Origin of the sequence: Mesorhizobium sp. M4B.F.Ca.ET.203.01.1.1, assembly GCF_004791025.1 — a bacterium.
Taxonomy (GTDB): Bacteria; Pseudomonadota; Alphaproteobacteria; order Rhizobiales; family Rhizobiaceae; genus Mesorhizobium; species Mesorhizobium abyssinicae.
Genome location: NZ_SRUO01000004.1, coordinates 340968 through 359090 on the forward strand (window position 1 = coordinate 340968; position 18123 = coordinate 359090).

Below are 18123 nucleotides of genomic sequence, written 5' to 3' on the forward strand. Positions count from 1 at the left end.
CTCAGTCCACATTGACGTCGCCCCCACTTCCGCTACCCTCTGGCGCCGAAGCGGCCACTCAAGAGCCGCGACGTGGAGGACGTTGGGAGAGCGCGGCAATGATCCTGACCCTGGCGCTGCTTGCAGGCCTCGTCGCGGCCTGGCTTTTGATCGGCGTGCTGGAATCGGTGCGCCTCGGCCTGCGTTTCACGCAGGCGCTGCTCTATGTGCCGTTCAAGCTCGCCTACCGCATCGCCGACGAGCGCATCCGCATCGCCCGCAATGCCAAGGCGCCGATCATCTACGTGATTTCGCACCAGTCGCGCATCGAGCCGGCGCTGATGCTGTCGCTGCTGCCGGACGACACGCTGCACATCCTCGACGACGCTTCGGCGCGCTCACCCTGGCTGGAGCCATGGCGCGAGCTTGGCCGCACCATCGCCTTCAACGCCGAGCATGTCTTCGTCAGCCGCCGGCTGGTGCGGGTCCTGAAAGGCAAGGGCAAGCTCGCCGTCTACCTGCCCGATGCGGTCGAGCCTGATATCAAGTCGTTCCGCCTGTTTCGCGCCATTACCCGCATCGCCATGCAGGCCGACGCCAGCATCGTGCCGATCTTCGTCGCCCGCGCCCGCGACCTGCCGGCATCGCTGACCCCGGCCGACAGGGCGCCGCGCCACTGGTTTCCGCGCCTTTCGGTGAGCGTGCTGGAGCCGATGACGATTGCCGAGCTGGCGGCGCGCAATCCCGACCAGGCCTCCAACACCAACGCGCTGTTCGACCGCTTCGCGGAAGCCAGGCTCTTCGGCACCAATCTCGACCGCGGCCTGTTCCTCGCCATTCGCGACGCCGCAACCAGGGTCGGCGCCTCGCATCCGATCATCGAGGACGTCATCTCGGGCGCGCTGAGCTACCGCAAGATGTTCATCGGCGCGCGCGTCCTGGGGCGCCGCTTCGAAGCGGTGACGGCGCCGGGCGAGGCGGTCGGCCTGCTGCTGCCCAACGCCAATGGCGTGGTGCTGTCTTTCGTCGGCCTGATCTCGGCCGGCCGGGTGGCGGCGATGATCAACTACACGGCGGGACCGGCGAGCGTCACCGCCGCCGTGCGCACCGCCGTCATCAGAACGGTCGTGTCGTCCCGCGCCTTCATCGAGAAGGCCGGGCTCGCCGACATAGTCGAGGCGGTCGAGGCAGGCGGCGCCAGGATGCTGTGGCTCGAGGATGTGCGCCAGAGCATGACGATGCTGGACAAGCTCGCCGCCGCCCTCTTGTGGCGCTTTCCGCTGCGGCCACAGGATGCGGCGAAGCCGGCGGTGATCCTGTTCACCTCAGGCTCGGAGGGCACGCCCAAGGCGGTCGTCCTGTCGCACAAGAGCCTCTACGCCAACGCCATGCAGGCCGAGGCCCGCATCACCATCTCGCCCGCCGACATCCTGCTCAACGTGCTGCCGGTGTTCCACTCGTTCGGACTGACCGGCGGCACCATCCTGCCGCTGGTCACCGGCGTGAAGCTGTTCCTCTACCCGTCCCCTCTCCACTACAAGATCATCCCCGAGATCGCGCGCAAGGTCAGGCCGACCATCATGTTCGGCACCGACACCTTCCTCGCCAACTATGCGCGCACCGCCAAGGATGGCGATTTCTCCAGCCTGCGCTTCGTCGTCGCCGGCGCCGAGGCGGTGAAGCCGGAGACGCGCCGTGTCTACCGCGAGCGCTTCGACGCATCGATCATCGAGGGCTTCGGCCTGACCGAGGCCGCTCCGGTCGTCGCCGTCAACACCGCCATCCATGGCCGCGACGGCACGGTCGGGCGGGCCCTGCCAGCCATCCGCATGAAGCTCGAGCCGGTCGAAGGCATCGACGACGCCGGCCGGCTGTGGCTCGACGGGCCGAACATGATGATGGGCTACATGACCGCCGACCGGCCGGGCGAGTTGCAGCCGCTCGACGGCTGGCACGATACCGGCGACATCGTCTCGATCGACCGCGACGGCTTCATCACCATTCGCGGGCGCGCCAAGCGCTTCGCCAAGATCGCCGGCGAAATGGTGTCGCTGGGCGCCGTCGAGATGCTGGTGCAGTCGCTGTGGCCGGAAGAGCGCCACGCCGCCGTGGCGGTGCCGGACAAGAGACGCGGCGAGCGCATCGTGCTGGTGACCACGGCCGATGACGCCAGCGCGGAGGAACTGCGTGCCTTCGGCAAGAAGGCGGGCGCGGCCGAACTGATGGTGCCCAACGACATCGTCAAGGTGGAGGAGATCCCGGTGCTGGGCTCGGGCAAGACAGACTATGTCTCGACCCGCAGGCTGGCGATCGACCGGCTGGGGCTGAGCGCGGCGGCGTAGCGTGCTAGAGCGGTTCAGCGTTTCATGGAACCGCCGACCCGCTCTAACTATTTGTTTCTACGCGATTCCGGACGGAAAACCGTTACACACTTTTCCTGGAATTGCTCTAGCCGATGTCCGACGGCGGCACCTTCTCGCCTTCGCGCATGGCGCGCTTGGAATAGGCCCGCACGGAAAACGGCAGGAAGACGAGATAGCCGGCGACCGAGGCGGTCAGCGTGTACCAGGGATAGGTCATCAAAAGCAGGACGTAGAGCACGACGGCAAGGATCACCGGAAGCACCTTGTCGCCCGGCACCTTGATGCTCTTGCCAGAATGGACCGGCAGCCGGCTGACCAGCAGGAAGGCGACGAGTACGGTGAAGCCGGTGGCGACAAAGGCGGCGAGACGGGTCGGCTCGAGTCCCAGCCGCAGGAAATAGAGGTAGAGCGGCAGCATCACCAGCACCGCGCCCGCCGGCGCCGGCACGCCGACGAAATATTCGCTCTGCCACAGCGGCCGGTCGGCCTTCTCATCATCCAGCACATTGAAGCGGGCGAGCCGCAGGCCGCAGGCGATGGTGAACAGAAGTGCCGCGATCCAGCCGAACGAGCCGGCCTGGTCGAGCAGGAAGGCATAGAGCACCAGCGCCGGCGCCACGCCGAAATTGACGATGTCGGCCAGCGAATCCATCTGTGCGCCGAATTTCGAGGTCGCCTTCAGCATTCGCGCCAGGCGGCCGTCGATGCCGTCCAGGAAGGCGGCGAGCAGCACCATCACCACCGCCGGCTCGAAGCGGTCCTGGAAGCCGAAGCGAATGCCGGAGAGGCCGGCGCAGATGGCAAGCACGGTGACCAGGTTGGGCAGCACCATGCGCATCGGGATTTCACGGATGCGCGGACCGCCGCTGGCATGCGCCTCGAATTTCTTGAAGGGCGCGCCCACGGCTCAGGAAATCCTGACCAGCGGCGTCACCGCCGCGCCGCCGAATTCGGCAAGCACCGTCTCGCCGCCGACGGCCGTCTGGCCGACGGCGACGCGCGGCACGGCGTTCAGCGGCAGGAAGACGTCGACGCGCGAGCCGAAGCGGATCAGGCCGAAGCGCTCGCCGATGGCGATCGATCCGCCGGCCTCGGCCCAGCAGACGATGCGCCGCGCCACCAGGCCGGCGATCTGCACGGCGGCGACGGTGCCGTTGGGGCTATCGATGACCAGCCCGTTGCGCTCGTTCTCCGAGCTTGCCTTGTCGAGCTCGGCGTTGAGGAATTTTCCGGGCCGGTGCTCGATCCTGGCGATCCGGCCACGCACCGGGGCGCGGTTCACATGGCAGGAAAAGACGTTCATGAACACCGATATGCGGGTCATCTCGCCGGAGCCGAGACCCAGCTCGCGCGGCGGCACGGCGGGACCGACCGCCGAGATGACGCCATCGGCCGGGCTCACCACCAGCCGGTCGTCGACCGGGGTGACGCGCTCGGGATCGCGGTAGAAATAGATGCACCAGGCGGTGAGGATCAGCCCGGTCCAGAACAGGATCGAGGAGAAATAACCCAGAAAAAGCGTGCCCGCGGCAAAAGCGGCAATAAAGGGATAGCCCTCGCGATGGATCGGAACGAGCGTATTCTTGATCGTATCGACGATGCTCATGGGATGGGGGCAGTCCCTGTTTCAGGTCCGGCCTCAATAGCCGAAAGCCCCCCTGCCCGCAACGCAACAATGGGCGAGGCTGGGCGGGTCACCGGAGACATGCATTTTTTTGCCTATGCTGTCGGAACTCGACCATGCCACTCGTCCTTGGCTAGACAACTCGCCCAGGGAGCCCGCCAAATGCCATCGCCGAAATCGTCTGCAATTGATGCCAATCTCATCATCGAGGGTCTCGCCTTCGGCGAGTCGCCGCGCTGGCATGACGGACGGCTGTGGGTCTGCAACTGGGGCACGGGCGAGATCGTCGCGGTGGATGCGGACGGCAACAGCGAAATCATGCTCGCAATACCGGCCACCCTGCCCTATTCGATCGACTGGCTGCCGGATGGGCGATTGCTCGTCGTCTCCGGCCGGGAAGGCCTTCTGCTGCGGCAGGAGGCTGATGGAACGCTCGCCACCCATGCCGATCTCAGGCCGCTGTCGAAAAGCCCGTGGAACGAGATCGTCGTCGACGGGCGCGGCAACATCTACATCAATGGCGGCGGGCCGGCACCGGCGCCGGGCGAACATTTCGGGCCGGGGACGATCGTGCTGATCCGGCCGGACGGCACGATCCGCCAGGTGGCCGAAAACGTCGCCTTCGCCAACGGCATGGCGGTGACGCCGGACAACAGGACGCTGATCGTTGCGGAGTCGCACGCCAACCGGCTGACCGCCTTCGACATCGCCGAAGACGGCAGCCTTGCCCGCCGCCGCGTCTGGGCGGACCTCGGCGGCGACTATCCCGACGGCATATGCATCGATGCCGAGGGCTGCGTCTGGTACGCCGACGTGCCCAACCGACACTGCATCAGGGTGCGCGAAGGCGGCATGAAGCTCGACAGGGTCGAGGCCGATCGCGGCTGCTTTGCCTGCATGCTGGGCGGGCCTGACGGCAGGACGCTCTATATCGCCGCCGCCGAATGGCGCGGCTTCGAGCACATGATCAGCGATGCCCGTACCGGCCAGGTGCTGAGCGTCGAAGCGCCGGCACCTGGCGCGGGTTGGCCTGCCTACTGTTCCGGCAAACGCTGATAGTTGGCGATATCGGCCCTGACGCCGAGCCGGGCGATCGTCTCCTGCGGGCTGAACGCGATGCGCTCGTGCGCGGCCTTGACGATCGGCACCACCTTGTCGACCGCTGCCTGGCTTTCCCATTCGACGATGGTGACGAGGTTGAACTCGCCCGGCCCGGAGAACTGCTCGAGCAGGAAGTCCTGCACGAAGCCGCTCTGCTGGCGCAGCAGTTCGTGGGTCATCCGGACCTTGCCAATGATCTCCTCGCGAGCCGCCGCCGGAACGACAAACTTGTCGACCCGGAACACGCTGCCATTGCCTTGATTTCTCTCGCTCATTTCAATCTGTCTCCGTTCTGGAAAGGCTCGTTTCGCAGGGGCTCGGAGACGGTTTGCAAGCTCAAGGTAAGTTGAGGTCAAGGGGATTTTTTGCGCCGACTTCCCCTTCTCGGCTGCAGCGATTTCAACATATCGCCAAGCTGGAACACTCCTCATCCGTCGCCTTCGGCGACACCTTCTCCCGCAAGGGGAGAAGGAAGAGGCGCTAACTAACCTCCGACGTCCTTCTCCGCACGATGACACCCAGCTCGTCGCTCTCGCGGGCGACGCGCAGCCTCTCCTCGGCCTCGGTCGCCTCGCGCTGGCGGTCCCACATCGAGGCGTAGAGGCCATCCTTTCGCAGCAGCGCGGCATGGGTGCCGCGTTCGGCGATCTGGCCGTCCTTGAGCACGATGATCTCGTCGGCCGAGATCACCGTCGACAGGCGGTGGGCAATGACGATGGTGGTGCGGCCCTTGCTGACGAGGTCGAGGGCTGCCTGGATCTCCTGCTCGGTCTGGGTGTCCAGCGCCGAGGTCGCCTCGTCGAGCATCAGGATCGGCGGCGCCTTCAAAATCGTGCGGGCGATCGCCACGCGCTGCTTCTCGCCACCGGAGAGCTTCAGCCCGCGCTCGCCGACCATCGAGCGGTAGCCCTCAGGCAGCTTCTGGATGAAGGGGCCGATCTGGGCGAGCTCGGCCGCCTTGCGCACTTCCTCCTCGCTGGCGCCGACGCGGCCATAGCGGATGTTGTAGGCGATGGTGTCGTTGAACAGCACGGTGTCCTGCGGCACCATGCCGAGCACCGCGCGCAGGCTCTCCTGGGTGACGTCCCTGATGTCCTGGCCGTCGATCAGCACCTGCCCGCCCTGCACGTCATAGAAGCGGAACAGCAGCCTGGAGATGGTCGACTTGCCGGCGCCGGATGGGCCGACGATGGCGACCGTCTTACCGGCCGGCACTTCGAAGGAGACGCCCTTCAGAATCTTGCGGTTCGGATCGTAGGAGAAATGCACGTCGCGGAACTCGACCTTGCCCGCGCCGACCAGCAAAGGCCTGGCGTCCGGCTTGTCGACGATTTCCTGCGGCACGTCGAGCAGGTCGAACATGTGCTCGATGTCGGTCAGCCCCTGGCGGATCTCGCGATAGATGAAGCCGATGAAGTTGAGCGGGACGGACAGCTGCATCAGCATGGCGTTGATGAAGACGAAGTCGCCGACACTCTGCGTGCCGGCCTGCACTTCCAGCGCCGACATGCACATGACGATGACGGTGCCGAGGCCGAAGATGACGCCCTGGCCGAAATTCAGCCAGCCGAGCGAGGTCCAGGTGCGGGTGGCGGCGATCTCGTAGCGCGCCATCGAGCGGTCGAAACGCTCCGCTTCCATGGCCTCATTGGTGAAATACTTGACCGTCTCGAAATTGAGCAGCGAGTCGATCGCCTTGGTGTTGGCGTCGGTGTCGCTGTCATTCATGTCGCGACGGATCGAGATGCGCCAGTCACTGGCCTTGACCGTGAACCAGACATAGACCCAGACGGTGACAGCGACCACGGCCACATATTTCCAGCCATAGGTGAAGGCGAAGATGCCGGCGGTCAGCGCGAATTCGAGGATGGTCGGCGCCGTGTTCAGCATGATGAAGCGCACAATCGTCTCGATGCCCTTGGTGCCGCGCTCGATGATGCGCGACAGGCCGCCGGTGCGGCGCTCGAGATGGAAGCGCAGCGACAGCTGATGCATGTGTACGAAGGTGCGGAAGGCGAGCTGGCGCACCGCATACTGGCCGACACGGGCAAACAGCGCGTCGCGCAGCTGGTTGAAGCCGAGCTGCACCAGCCTCAGCACGTTGTAGGCGACGACCAGCATAACCGGCGCAAGCAGGAAGGACGGCAGTGGCGGCGGCGTCTTCGCGGCGCCGGCCAGCGCGTCGGTCGCCCATTTGAAAAAATACGGGCCGGCGACCAGCGTCACCTTGGCGACGACCAGCAGCAGCGTTGCCCAGGTGACGCGCGCCCTCAGATCGGCGCGGTCCGCCGGCCACATATAGGGCCACAGATTGCGTAAGGTCGCGAGGGTCGATGAATCGGAGACGGTTTTTCCGGCCATTCTTTTTGCCTTCTTGTTCTAGCCGACGGAGCAGCAGGATTTGACCAGCGCCGAGAGCGATGCCGAGACATCGGCGAGCGCCGCGTGGTCGACTTCGTAGCGCGAGCGCTGGCGGTCGGGCTCGAAACGGACCAGTCCGGCCTCGACCAGGATCTTCAGATGTTGCGAGACGGTGGACTGGGCGAGGTCGAGATGGTCGACCACCTCGCGACAGCAGCAGGAACGGCTTGCGGCGAGATGCCTGAGGATCTCGATGCGCGCCGGATGCGAAAGCGCCGCGAACCGCGCTGCGACGGCGCGGCTGTCGGGGGCGCAGGCGGGATGAGCGCTGTTCGCAGGAGCGGATTCAACCAGGGATTCTGTCATCGTTCATCGTCGATAGACGATGAACGATGACAGGGCAAGCTAGGCTGGTGGGTAGTAGGGTCATCGCCCCAGCAAGGGGGAGATTGGCCAATCGCCGAACTCCTACTCCGTCTTCGTCGGCGCCGTCGTCATCTGGTCGCCCATCGCCTTCATGTCGGCGGCCTCGCCTTCCTTCGACTTGCCGGGAACCTTGAACACCTGGCCGGGCCAGATGCGATCGGGATCCCTGATCTGGTCCTGGTTGGCGAGATAGATGGTGGAGTAGCGCACGCCGTGGCCATAGACGCGCCGCGAAATGCGCCACAGCGTGTCTTTGCGGCGGATGATGACGGCGCCGTCGGCGTGTTCGAGCTTGGGTGCCACCGTCTCCGGCACGTCCGGCGTCGCCGCCGCGACCTTGGCCGGCGCTTCGGCCGCAGGAGCAGCGGGCGCCTCGGCGGTCGTTGCGGGCGCGGCGGGTTCGGCCGCCGGGGCAGCAGGCGCCTCGGCCGCTGTCGCCGGCGCGGCGGGCTTCGTCTCGGCGGGCTTTGCCTCAGCAGGCTTGGTTTCGGCGGGCGCCACGGCGGCGACCGACTCGCCAGGCTCGCGCTCGAACGGCACGGCGGCGCGGGCCACCACCTTCACGCCGTCGTCGCCCAGGCCATCGACATGGATGGTGTAGCTGCCGACCGGAATGTCGCGGGTGGCCTCGATCAGGAAATGACCGTCGGGCGAGGTCTGGGCGTCGCCGAGCAGGATATCGTTGGCATAGGCGCGCACCTTGAGGCCGGGATCGGCCGTGCCGGCGACGAAGATTTTGTTGCCGTCGATCTCGACCGCTTCGACGACGATCTTGGGTTCGGCCGCCGGCGCTGCGGGCGCCGTTGCCGGAGCAGCGGGTGCAGGTGCCGCTTCCACGGCCGCCGGCGTGGCCGGAGCCGGTGTTGCCGGCGCTGGCGTGGTGGCTGCGGGCGCTTCCGCCGCAGGGGCGGCCGCCTGGTCGCCGGTGGCGGGCGCCGCGGGCTTGGTCTCCGGCGCCGGGACGGTGAGCAGTTCGGATGGCTTGCCCGGCTCCTCGACCATCGCCAGCACCTGGCCGGCCGGATTCTGCGGGATCGAAACGACAGCGGTCTGCACCGAAGCGGTCACGACATCGCCGGCCGTCGAGCGCAGCGTGATGGTGTAATCGCCGGGCTTCAGCGGATCGTCGAGAACGATGGCGAAGGCGCCGTCGGGACCGGCGACGGTCGAGCCAATCACGGTCGCGCCGTTGAGGATTTCGACCTTGGAATTGGGCGCCGCGTTGCCGGCGACGACGATCGAACCATTGCTTTCGACGCGCACGACATCGAAGGTCGGCGCGACCGAACCGGCCGTGGCGGGCGGCGTGGCAGGCGCCGCGGGAGCCTCAGACGCAGGCGCAGCAGGAGCGGATGGCGCGGCCGGAGCCATAGCGTCGGTGGCCGGCGCCGGCGCGGCCGGAAGGCGGCCCTCGGTGCCAGGATCTGACGGCTTGGTTTCCGCCGGCTTGGTCTCGCCCGGCGCCAGCGCCGCGATCTCGGCCGGCGGCGTGCGATTGAGATACGGATCGAGCGCGCCCGACACATAGGCGGTTCCCGCCGCGGCGACGACGCCGCCCGCGGTAAACAACAACGCCTTCAATGGATTAATTGCCATTTTTGACTGCCCCTTAGCCACCTAACGCCGGTCTAGCGTGTTTTAGCGAGTCCCACAAGAAAAACGGCCGGCCAAGAAAAAGCCTGTCCCGGGCTTGACCATGCCTGCCGTCCCTATCACCAATCATCGGCATGAACACGATTCGATCCGTCTGCGTCTATTGCGGTTCGTCTCCGGGCCGCGATGCAACCTACGTCAAGGCCGGCCACCTGCTCGGCCGCTCGCTCGCCAAATCCGGCCTCAGGCTGGTCTATGGTGGCGGCACCAAGGGCATCATGGGCGCCGTCGCCGAGGGCGCGCTCAAGGCCGGCGGCAAGGTGACGGGCATCATTCCCCGCTTCCTCATCAACAGGGAAGCAACCGAGACCGCGCTTGACCGGCTCGACGAGCTCGTGATCACCGACAACATGCACGAGCGCAAGCACAGGATGTTCGAAAAATCCGACGCCTTTGTGGCGCTGCCGGGCGGCATCGGCACGGTCGAGGAGATCGTCGAGATCATGACCTGGGGCCAGCTCGGCCATCATCGCAAGCCGATCGTCTTTGCCAACATCAAAGGCTTCTGGGACCCGATGCTGGCGCTGCTCGACCATATGAGCAGCGAAGGCTTCATCCACACCGCGCACCGGGTGAAGCCGCTGGTGGTCGAGGATCCCGAAGCGATCGTCGCCGCCATCATGGTGGCCGGCTCGTCCGTCGACGCGCCGACGGAAGGTGTGCAATCGGTGATAGACAAGATGTAAGGCGGTAGGGGAAAACAGTGCCTACTGCCTAGTTCCTACTACCCATTGCCTACTGCCTTCCTCAAATCCCCGATCACCGCCCGCCGATCCTGCCGACGCCAGACGAGGTGGATCGACACGCTGCGCTCGAACCAGGGCAGATCGCGGAAGACGATCCCCCGCGGCGCCGCGCTGCGCAGGCTCTCCTGCACCGTCGCCAGGCCGAGGCCGGCGCCGACGAGGCCGAGCGAGGTCAGCGGATCGGCCGTTTCATAGGCGATGTCGGGCACGAATCCGGCCTCGATGCAGGCGGCGAGGAACTGGCCGCGGTTGGTGTCGGCCGGCTGGCGCACCACGGTGATCCAGGTGCGGCCGTCGAGATGATGCGGGCGAATGTCGAGAACGGCGGCAAGCGCGTCGCCCTCGGGAATCGCCAGCACCAGCGGCTCGCGCCGGACGAGCATCGAGGCGATTTCGGGATAGTCGGCCGGCGGCGGCGAATAAACCAGGCCGAGATCGAGCGTGCGCTGGCGCAGCCCCTCCAGTTGCGCGGCCGAGCGCAGGCTCATCAGGCTGAGGTTCAGTTGCGGCCGGTCGCGGCGGAACTGTCTCAGCATGCCGGCGACGATCCCCGCATGCACCGCGCCCTCGACATAGCCGATGGCAAGGCGGCCGGCAGTTCCCGCCGCAAGATCCCGGCCGAACGTCTCCAGCCGCTTTGCACCCGCCAGCAGCGCCCTCGCCTCGACAAGGAAAGCCTGGCCCTCGGCATTGAGATGCACCCGCTGCTTTGCACGCTCGAACAGGGCGACGCCGAGCTGCTCCTCTAGCTGGATGATCTGCCTGCTGAGCGGCGACTGCGAGATGTGCAGCAATTCGGCGGCGCGGCCGACATTGCCCGTCTCGGCAACCGTCACGAAATAGCGGAGCTGGCGCAGATCGAACATTTTCGCTCCTGGTGGCTAGTCCCTCAGGGTCTCAACTTCAGCCTAATCAGTCTTGGACTGTCTGACCAGCGGCGGCGACAATTCCGCCATCCCAATCAGGATCTTTAGGAGACAGCCATGCAGTTCTTTGCCCTTCTCACCCGCAACACCCAGAAGTTCAGCGACGCCGATTTCGCGCCGCTGCTGCCCGGCGAGGCCGAGCAGCGGCGAGCGCTCTATGCAGATGGCGCTGTGCGCCAGGTGTGGAACCGCGGCGACATTCCCGGCAGCGGCATGATGTTCGAGGCGGCCGACGACGCCGAAGTGCGCGGCCATCTCGCTACGCTGCCGCTGGTCAAGGCCGGCATGATGGATATCGCCGCGATCGTACCGCTCAACCCTTATCCGGGCTTCGGCCCGAAGCGCTGAGGCGGCCGAGAGCTGGAGATGAGTGCCGCCGTGAAATCGGCGGCGCTCATGAACCTCCACGACCAAACATGCGACGGAAAATGCTTGCTCGAGGTGCGGTGTATCGCTCGGGCAAAGGGTTGGTGAGCAGGAACTGCTCGTGCCCCTCGACCGTTTCGGTGCCGCGATAGCTGCATTGCAGCGACCGGGCCAGGGGAACAATCTCCTTCAGCACCGACCCGAATCCCTCACCATCGATCGGCACATCCTTGACCATGTGCAATTCGCGCGCGAAAGCCTCGACACCGAGGAAGCGATAGCCGCGCTTTTCGAGTTCGGCGCGGAGCTTTGCCAGGGAAGTCTCCGCACCCCAGAACTCGTAGCGCGTCGGCCGGATGCGGGCGCTCGCGGCGATTTCCAGATTGAGGTCGCCAATCGCCTCGGCAGGAAGAATAAGCGCCGCCACCGCGCCAAGCGAATGCTGTTCGACGGCGAGCGGAAAGGCCGACGCCTCGGCGGTGGCGCGGGCTATCCGCTGGAAGCCGACGACATCCTCGGCCGCAAAGTAGAAGTCCCGGCGCCCATCGCCATGCTGCTCCGCGATGTAGCATGCGGGGCAGCTCGCGGTGATCAGTTCCTCGCACAGTCTTTCGAAAAACGCGTAGTTCCGGCTCGACCCCTTGGGTGTCAGCAGGGCATCACGCGGCGTCAATTCGTTTGCCCGCGGGGTGAGCTTCAGGAGCAGGACAGGCAGCGAAGCAGCAGCCCGCAGAAGCGCCATGTTCACCCTCACTCGGACGAACAACGCACTGCCGCCGGGGCGGTAGCGTATCAGGTCGCGATGCGGCTCCGCCTTGCGGATGACCTCTTCCGTTTCATCGTCCGAGACTTGTTCGCCGGTGACATCGAACTGAAGCAAAGTCATCGCCTGGCCCTCGCCTCCCGGATCGCGTCCGGTAGGAATGGTCCATCTTGCCAGTTCACATCGCCCCAGCCCAGACCTCACGGCCAGGCATTCTTCATTGCGTTTACGGAAAGCCAGGCAATAGAAGGCAGCGCGATGAGCAGCGCCAGCCGCAGCCCGGCCGATCGCGCCGCGTCCGGGTTCTGCTGCTGCAGCCGTCGCCATATCTGGAAGGCCGCGGCAAGGACGAGCAGCCCGTAGAGACCGCCCAGCGCCCACAGAACCGCCGTGCCGCTCACCGGCATGCCGGCCTTTTCCAGTGCCTGGCCGATCAGCATCGTCGGCCCGGCAATGAAGAAGGCAACCGCGACCCCGAAGAAAAAGCCGATCATCGCGCCCGGAAACGGCGTTGCCGAGAGCGCCACAAACAGCGCCAGCAGGATGAGCAAAGTGATGAATGCGCGCTGGCCCATGGCTGCCCCCATTTGTCATGGCCGGTCGGACACAGCCTGGAGTGGCAGGCTGGAATTAATGGCCCGTAACGAGAGAGAGACTGGTCCGCGGCGTTGTGATCGCCCCAACGCGCCCTTGCCGCGACCGGCGACAGGGACAAGGCAGGCTCTGTCATCAGCCCGCCCGCAGCGACAGCACGAACCCCACGATCAGACCAAGGACGAAGCCGAGCGGGCCGGTGACGAAGATGCCGAGCAACGGACCTTGATTGGCTTCGGGCGTGAAGATGACCGGGCCAACGAAGCCGCCAAGAAAGCCGATCACGCCCAGGATTGCGCCCCATTTGAGCATCGGTTCCCCCCGCCTGCCGAGCCACTGCACCAGATTTACGTCTCGGAACCAAGCCGCAGCGTTAGCGTTGGCTCAGACAACAGCAATTCAGGAGATCGTCATGCTGCGAGGCGCATTGCTCTGGCTCATCGGAATACCATTGCCCATCATCCTCATTCTGTGGCTGCTTGGCTATCTGCACTGACTACCGCAGGCGGCATATGCAACGCATGCCAGGCGGGGATGGCTGGCCAACCATCACAGGGATCGCGGTTCCGTGCACAGCTTCCAGCGTCACGGAACCGTCACACGCAACGGCGGCGGCCATGCTAGAAACCTGGCTTGGCCGCCCCAGCGACCTGGACCGTTACAAGATCCGGCAAAGCCGCCATGAACATCGCCCTCGCCTCGGAAGACAAGAGCCTGTCGCCCTATCTGCCCGACGAGCACGGGCTGTTCTTCCTCTATCATTTCACCGCCGAGGGCATGCGCACCAAGGATGCCGCCGACGCGCACTGGACCTGGCGCAGCTATCAGATCTCCGACATACGCGCGCGCCAGGAGATCGCCGGCGAGCAGGCGCTGCCGCCTCCCGTGCGCGAAGCCTTCCTTAGCGCCAGCCACGGCTGCCACATCGACCTCGAGGACGATTGGCTCTATGGCGATCTGCCGGACCTGCGCCACGACTATTCGGCCGAGGCGCGCGGGCTTGGCCATTTCCGCTTCGCGCTCAACGACAGGATGCTGATCGGCGCCCGCAAGCAGCCGCTGCAGTCGGTCGACACCATCCGCAAGGCGGTGGAGAACGGCACGCGAAAATTCCGCTCGCCGGCCGAGCTGATCGAGGCGGTGATGGGCCAGTCTCTGGACGGCATGGCGGCCGAACTCGGCGGCCTTTCCGAGACGCTCGACGGCATCGAGGACCGCATCGTTTGCGACGCATGGCACAGCGAGCGGCAGGCGCTGGTCGACGCGCGCCGGCAGCTCGTGGTGATCCACCGGCAGATGGCGACGCTGACCAGCCTGTTTCGGCATCTCGACCATTCGCACCGCAACGATCTGCCCGATGCGGTCAACGACATGGCCGCAAGACTCTCGCACCGGGCGCACACGCTCTATCACGACGGCGAGCAGCTGCAGGCACGTACAAGGCTGCTGCAGGACGAGCTTATGGCCAAGCTGACGATGCAGTCCAACCAGTTGCTCTACATCTTGTCGGTGATGACGGCGGTGCTTTTGCCGATGACCATTATTTCAGGTCTGTTCGGCATGAATGTCGGCGGCCTGCCGCTGCTGGATTCGCCGATGGGCTTTTGGGTGGTGACGGCGCTGTCGCTGCTGGTCGCCGGCGCCGTCTATCTGTTCGTCAGGCGGCTCGGGCGGGTATAGGCGCGACCTACGCCGTCGCCCGCAGATCCTCGACGATGGCGCCGGCGGCGCGGACTTCCGCTTCGTGCTCGGGCTCGCGCCATGTCTCGGCAAGGCCCGCCGCGTACCATTCGCGCATCGCAGGCAGGTCGAGCAGCCGCTTCGGATAGGCGGCCGCAGCGCCCTCGAATTCGAGCCCATAGGACTGCGCCCGGAACGCCACCGGCGCAAAGAAGGCATCGGCGGCGGTGAAGCGGTCGCCGGCCAGGAACGGGCCGCCGAAGCGGGCGAGGCCGTCATTCCAAAGATCGCTCAGACGGAAGAGATCCTGCTTCAGCGCATCGGACATCGGGAACGGCTCGACGCGCACGCCGCAGCTCATCGGGCAGAGGTTGCGGAGCGCGGTGAAGCTCGAATGCATTTCGGCTGCGGCCGAGCGCGCCCAGGCACGCGCCCTGGCGTCCGCCGGCCACACGTCCTGATGGCGCTCGGCCAGATATTCGACGATGCTGAGCGAATCCCAGACCGCCCAGCCATCATCGACCAGGCACGGCACTCGGCCATTGGGCGAGAACGACCGAAAAAGGCTGAAACTGGATCCGGTCGGAAACGGCGTCAGTCGCTCCTCGAAGGGAATGTCGAGAGTGCGCATCAGCACCCATGGCCGCAGCGACCAGGAGGAATAGTTCTTGTTGCCAATGTGCAGAACGTACATCGGGCGCGCCCCTCCTCGTTTCATGCAGTTCCGGACGGAAAACCGCTTCTATCTTGCCGCCGGCGCCGGTTGGCGAACCTCGCGGCCCCTGAACATCGACCAGCTGTACATCGCCAGTGCCGTCCAGATCAGCCCGAAGGCGACGGCCTGCGTTGTGCCGAACGGCTCGTTGAAGGCCAGCACGGCGATCAGGAAGACCATGGTCGGCGCGATGTACTGCATGATGCCGATGGTCGAGAGGCGCAGCAGCCTGGCGCCGAAGGCGAAGAGCAGAAGCGGCACGGCGGTGACCGGGCCGCAGCCGATCAGCAGCGCGGTATCGGTGCCGTTGCCCGAGACAAAATGGTCCTGTCCGGTGGCGATCAGGTAGGCGATGTAGCAAAGCGCCGGCACCGACAGCAAAAGCACTTCGAGCAAAAAGCCCTGGCTCGGGCCGATCGGCAGCGTCTTGCGGAAGAAGCCGTAGGCGGCGAACGAGAAGGCCAGCGCCAGCGACACCCAGGGCAGCTTGCCGGCCTCGATTGTGAGCACCATCACCGCGATCGCGGCCAGCGCGACCGCCGCGATCTGCAGCCGGTCGAGCCGCTCGCCGAGCAGCACCGCGCCGACGACGACCACCACCAGCGGGTTGATGTAATAGCCAAGCGCGGTCTCGACGGTGCGGTCGACAGCGATCGCCCAGACGTAGATGCCCCAGTTGACCGAGATCAGCGTCGCCGTCAGCGCCGCCATGGCGATGCTTTTCGGCGAACGGATCGCCGCCTTGAAATCGGCTGTGCGGCCGGCCCAGACCAGCACGCATGCCGCGATCGGCACCGACCAGACGATGCGATGCGAGATGACCTCGATCAGCGGCAGATGCGCGACAGCCTTCATGTAGAAGGGCAGCAGCCCCCACAGCAGATAGGCGCCCAGCGCCAGGAGGAAGCCGCGGCGGGCCTTGGCGTCTGCATCGAGCTGATCGGGTTCGGTAGCCATGGCCCAACGCTATGCGCCAGACGCCCGCCCAAGACCATCGCAAATTGCTGATGGATCAATGGACTTCCGCTGATGGGTCAACCTACTCCGCCGCCACCAGCCCGGCCATGTCGCGGTTCTTCATCAGCTTGTAGACGATCGAATCCATCAGCGCCTGGAAGGAGGCGTCGATGATGTTTTCCGAGACGCCGACCGTCCACCAGCGGGCGCCTCTGGAATCGTGCGATTCGATCAGCACGCGCGTGATGGCCTCGGTGCCGCCGTTGAGGATACGCACCTTGAAGTCGGCAAGCTCGAGGTCGCCGATCTCGTTCTGGTATTTGCCGAGATCCTTGCGGAGCGCGATGTCGAGCGCGTTGACCGGGCCGTGGCCTTCGGCCACCGACATCTTCTCCTCGCCATCGACCATCACCTTGACGATCGCCTCCGACACCGTCTTCAGCTGGCCGTTGGCGTCGAAGCGGCGCTCGACCATGCAGCGGAACGAGGTGACGTTGAAGAACTCCGGCAGGCCGTGCAGCATCTTGCGGGCGAGCAGCTCGAAGGAGGCGTCGGCACCCTCATAGGCATAGCCCGAGGCCTCTCGTTCCTTGACCACCGCGATCAGCGCATCGAGCCGATGATCGTCCTTCGGCACGTCGATGCCGCGGCGCTTCAGCTCGGCGAGGAAATTCGCCTTGCCGCCCTGGTCGGAGACCATGACGCGGCGGCGGTTGCCGACGGCTTCCGGCGGCACATGCTCGTAGGTCGCCGGCTCCTTGGCCAGCGCCGAGGCATGGATGCCGGCCTTGGTGGCGAAAGCGGAAGCGCCGACATAGGGCGCCTGGGCTTCCGGCGCGCGGTTCAGCAATTCGTCGAAGGCGCGCGACAGGCGCGAGATGCCGGTCAGCGCCTCGGCCGAAATGCTCGTTTCGAAGCGGTCGGCGAAGGCCGGTTTCAGCGAAAGCGTCGGCACGATCGAGATCAAATTGGCGTTGCCGCAGCGCTCGCCGATGCCGTTCAGCGTGCCCTGGATCTGGCGCACGCCGGCCTCGACGGCGGCCAGCGAATTGGCTACCGCCTGGCCGGTGTCGTCATGGGCGTGGATGCCGAGATGCTCGCCCGGAATGCCTGCGGCGGTCACTGTCTCGACGATGGCGCGCACTTCCGAAGGTTGCGTGCCGCCATTGGTGTCGCACAGCACCACCCAGCGCGCGCCGGCATCGTAGGCGGTCCTGGCGCAGGCAAGCGCGTAGGCGGGATTGGCCTTGAAGCCGTCGAAGAAATGCTCGCAGTCGACCATGGCTTCCTTGCCGGCGGCGACCGCCGTCTCGACCGACACCTTGATCGAGTCGAGGTTTTCCTCGTTGGTGCAACCGAGCGCGACACGCACATGATAGTCCCAGCTCTTGGCGACGAAGCAGATTGCATCCGATGTCGACTGCACGAGCGCCGCCAGCCCCGGATCATTGGAGGCCGACACGCCTGCCCGCTTGGTCATGCCGAAGGCGACGAATTTTGCCCGCACCGTTCGCTTCTGCTGGAAGAAGGCGGTGTCGGTCGGGTTGGCGCCAGGGTAGCCGCCCTCGACATAGTCGATGCCGAACTCGTCCAGCAGCTTGGCGATGGCGATCTTGTCCTCCACGGAAAAGTCGATGCCCGGCGTCTGCTGGCCGTCGCGAAGGGTGGTGTCGAAGAGATAGAGGCGTTGCTTTGTCATCGTTCTGTGGGCGCTTGAACACCCCCCTCTGCCCTGCCGGGCATCTCCCCCTCAAGGGGGGAGATCAGCAGTTCGAATGCCGCGCCACAACCTGCAGCGTTGAAAATTTGCGAAAGCCGCGACGAAAGCCAATCTCCCCCCTTGAGGGGGAGATGTCCGGCAGGACAGAG

18 protein-coding genes are annotated in these 18123 nt (G+C 65.7%); 5 read left to right on the plus strand and 13 right to left on the minus strand.

What is annotated here, in order from left to right:
- Positions 1-98 precede the first annotated feature (98 nt).
- Positions 99-2321, plus strand: coding sequence for an AMP-binding protein (locus EN846_RS11550; protein ID WP_127284287.1), 2223 nt, complete (start codon positions 99-101; stop codon positions 2319-2321).
- Between the two features lie 106 nt (positions 2322-2427).
- Here the strand turns inward: EN846_RS11550 and EN846_RS11555 are convergent, their stop codons facing one another.
- Positions 2428-3174 (minus strand): phosphatidylcholine/phosphatidylserine synthase, encoded by a 747-nt coding sequence (locus EN846_RS11555; protein ID WP_245478351.1) that lies wholly within the window; start codon positions 3172-3174, stop codon positions 2428-2430.
- A 75-nt stretch (positions 3175-3249) separates the two neighbouring features.
- On the minus strand, positions 3250-3948 hold the full coding sequence (locus EN846_RS11560) for a phosphatidylserine decarboxylase (RefSeq protein WP_127393236.1): 699 nt from the start codon (positions 3946-3948) through the stop codon (positions 3250-3252).
- Between the two features lie 180 nt (positions 3949-4128).
- Between EN846_RS11560 and EN846_RS11565 the strand changes: the two genes are divergently transcribed.
- A complete protein-coding gene (locus EN846_RS11565; RefSeq protein ID WP_128346597.1) occupies positions 4129-5022 on the plus strand; it encodes an SMP-30/gluconolactonase/LRE family protein in 894 nt (297 codons plus the stop codon).
- Here EN846_RS11565 and EN846_RS11570 read toward each other — a convergent pair.
- The 4 genes from EN846_RS11570 to EN846_RS11585 form a co-directional block, all read right to left on the minus strand.
- Positions 5001-5342: an antibiotic biosynthesis monooxygenase gene (locus tag EN846_RS11570; RefSeq protein ID WP_127393238.1), complete on the minus strand. Its 342-nt coding sequence runs from the start codon at positions 5340-5342 to the stop codon at positions 5001-5003. The two genes, EN846_RS11565 and EN846_RS11570, sit on opposite strands and share 22 nt — an antisense overlap.
- 205 nt (positions 5343-5547) lie before the next feature.
- On the minus strand, positions 5548-7428 hold the full coding sequence (locus EN846_RS11575) for an ABC transporter ATP-binding protein/permease (protein ID WP_128346598.1): 1881 nt from the start codon (positions 7426-7428) through the stop codon (positions 5548-5550).
- A gap of 18 nt (positions 7429-7446) precedes the next feature.
- Complete coding sequence (locus EN846_RS11580; RefSeq protein WP_127394321.1) at positions 7447-7794, minus strand: metalloregulator ArsR/SmtB family transcription factor; 348 nt, start codon at positions 7792-7794, stop codon at positions 7447-7449.
- A gap of 102 nt (positions 7795-7896) precedes the next feature.
- Positions 7897-9450: a LysM peptidoglycan-binding domain-containing protein gene (locus tag EN846_RS11585; protein WP_135898684.1), complete on the minus strand. Its 1554-nt coding sequence runs from the start codon at positions 9448-9450 to the stop codon at positions 7897-7899.
- A gap of 131 nt (positions 9451-9581) precedes the next feature.
- Between EN846_RS11585 and EN846_RS11590 the strand changes: the two genes are divergently transcribed.
- Entirely contained in the window at positions 9582-10193 is a 612-nt protein-coding gene (locus tag EN846_RS11590; RefSeq protein WP_127284295.1) for a TIGR00730 family Rossman fold protein, read from the plus strand.
- A 38-nt stretch (positions 10194-10231) separates the two neighbouring features.
- On the opposite strand, the gene EN846_RS11595 is transcribed toward EN846_RS11590, so the two are convergent.
- A complete protein-coding gene (locus EN846_RS11595; protein ID WP_135913838.1) occupies positions 10232-11119 on the minus strand; it encodes a LysR substrate-binding domain-containing protein in 888 nt (295 codons plus the stop codon).
- A gap of 117 nt (positions 11120-11236) precedes the next feature.
- On the opposite strand from EN846_RS11595, the gene EN846_RS11600 reads away from it, so the two are divergent.
- Positions 11237-11527 carry a muconolactone Delta-isomerase family protein gene (locus tag EN846_RS11600; RefSeq protein WP_127392886.1) on the plus strand — a complete coding sequence of 97 codons (291 nt, stop codon included), beginning with the start codon at positions 11237-11239 and terminating at the stop codon, positions 11525-11527.
- A 46-nt stretch (positions 11528-11573) separates the two neighbouring features.
- On the opposite strand, the gene EN846_RS11605 is transcribed toward EN846_RS11600, so the two are convergent.
- The 3 genes from EN846_RS11605 to EN846_RS35080 all read right to left on the minus strand — a co-directional run bounded on the left by EN846_RS11605 (position 11574) and on the right by EN846_RS35080 (position 13214).
- Positions 11574-12425: a hypothetical protein gene (locus EN846_RS11605; protein WP_135858066.1), complete on the minus strand. Its 852-nt coding sequence runs from the start codon at positions 12423-12425 to the stop codon at positions 11574-11576.
- An 83-nt stretch (positions 12426-12508) separates the two neighbouring features.
- Entirely contained in the window at positions 12509-12883 is a 375-nt protein-coding gene (locus EN846_RS11610; RefSeq protein ID WP_127392888.1) for a hypothetical protein, read from the minus strand.
- Between the two features lie 154 nt (positions 12884-13037).
- Positions 13038-13214, minus strand: coding sequence for a hypothetical protein (locus EN846_RS35080; RefSeq protein WP_189521630.1), 177 nt, complete (start codon positions 13212-13214; stop codon positions 13038-13040).
- 369 nt (positions 13215-13583) lie between these two features.
- Between EN846_RS35080 and EN846_RS11615 the strand changes: the two genes are divergently transcribed.
- Positions 13584-14582, plus strand: a complete 999-nt coding sequence (locus EN846_RS11615; protein ID WP_127284300.1) for a transporter — start codon at positions 13584-13586, stop codon at positions 14580-14582.
- 7 nt (positions 14583-14589) lie between these two features.
- Here EN846_RS11615 and EN846_RS11620 read toward each other — a convergent pair whose 3' ends face one another.
- From EN846_RS11620 to cimA, 3 genes are all read right to left on the minus strand, one after another.
- On the minus strand, positions 14590-15276 hold the full coding sequence (locus EN846_RS11620) for a glutathione S-transferase family protein (RefSeq protein WP_127284301.1): 687 nt from the start codon (positions 15274-15276) through the stop codon (positions 14590-14592).
- A gap of 48 nt (positions 15277-15324) precedes the next feature.
- Positions 15325-16254 carry an EamA family transporter RarD gene (gene rarD, locus EN846_RS11625; RefSeq protein WP_127392889.1) on the minus strand — a complete coding sequence of 310 codons (930 nt, stop codon included), beginning with the start codon at positions 16252-16254 and terminating at the stop codon, positions 15325-15327.
- A gap of 82 nt (positions 16255-16336) precedes the next feature.
- Entirely contained in the window at positions 16337-17953 is a 1617-nt protein-coding gene (cimA, locus tag EN846_RS11630; RefSeq protein WP_128346128.1) for a citramalate synthase, read from the minus strand.
- Between the last annotated feature and the right edge of the window lie 170 nt (positions 17954-18123).

Excerpts from the sequence above, each read along its gene's own strand:
- EN846_RS11550 (WP_127284287.1), top strand. The coding sequence starts at position 99 with ATGATCCTGACCCTGGCGCTGCTTGCAGGCCTCGTCGCGGCCTGGCTT.
- EN846_RS11555 (WP_245478351.1), bottom strand. The coding sequence starts at position 3,174 with ATGGTGCTGCCCAACCTGGTCACCGTGCTTGCCATCTGCGCCGGCCTC.
- EN846_RS11560 (WP_127393236.1), bottom strand. The coding sequence starts at position 3,948 with ATGAGCATCGTCGATACGATCAAGAATACGCTCGTTCCGATCCATCGC.
- EN846_RS11565 (WP_128346597.1), top strand. The coding sequence starts at position 4,129 with ATGCCATCGCCGAAATCGTCTGCAATTGATGCCAATCTCATCATCGAG.
- EN846_RS11570 (WP_127393238.1), bottom strand. The coding sequence starts at position 5,342 with ATGAGCGAGAGAAATCAAGGCAATGGCAGCGTGTTCCGGGTCGACAAG.
- EN846_RS11575 (WP_128346598.1), bottom strand. The coding sequence starts at position 7,428 with ATGGCCGGAAAAACCGTCTCCGATTCATCGACCCTCGCGACCTTACGC.
- EN846_RS11580 (WP_127394321.1), bottom strand. The coding sequence starts at position 7,794 with ATGACAGAATCCCTGGTTGAATCCGCTCCTGCGAACAGCGCTCATCCC.
- EN846_RS11585 (WP_135898684.1), bottom strand. The coding sequence starts at position 9,450 with ATGGCAATTAATCCATTGAAGGCGTTGTTGTTTACCGCGGGCGGCGTC.
- EN846_RS11590 (WP_127284295.1), top strand. The coding sequence starts at position 9,582 with ATGAACACGATTCGATCCGTCTGCGTCTATTGCGGTTCGTCTCCGGGC.
- EN846_RS11595 (WP_135913838.1), bottom strand. The coding sequence starts at position 11,119 with ATGTTCGATCTGCGCCAGCTCCGCTATTTCGTGACGGTTGCCGAGACG.
- EN846_RS11600 (WP_127392886.1), top strand. The coding sequence starts at position 11,237 with ATGCAGTTCTTTGCCCTTCTCACCCGCAACACCCAGAAGTTCAGCGAC.
- EN846_RS11610 (WP_127392888.1), bottom strand. The coding sequence starts at position 12,883 with ATGGGCCAGCGCGCATTCATCACTTTGCTCATCCTGCTGGCGCTGTTT.
- EN846_RS35080 (WP_189521630.1), bottom strand. The coding sequence starts at position 13,214 with ATGCTCAAATGGGGCGCAATCCTGGGCGTGATCGGCTTTCTTGGCGGC.
- EN846_RS11615 (WP_127284300.1), top strand. The coding sequence starts at position 13,584 with ATGAACATCGCCCTCGCCTCGGAAGACAAGAGCCTGTCGCCCTATCTG.
- EN846_RS11620 (WP_127284301.1), bottom strand. The coding sequence starts at position 15,276 with ATGTACGTTCTGCACATTGGCAACAAGAACTATTCCTCCTGGTCGCTG.
- rarD (WP_127392889.1), bottom strand. The coding sequence starts at position 16,254 with ATGGCTACCGAACCCGATCAGCTCGATGCAGACGCCAAGGCCCGCCGC.
- cimA (WP_128346128.1), bottom strand. The coding sequence starts at position 17,953 with ATGACAAAGCAACGCCTCTATCTCTTCGACACCACCCTTCGCGACGGC.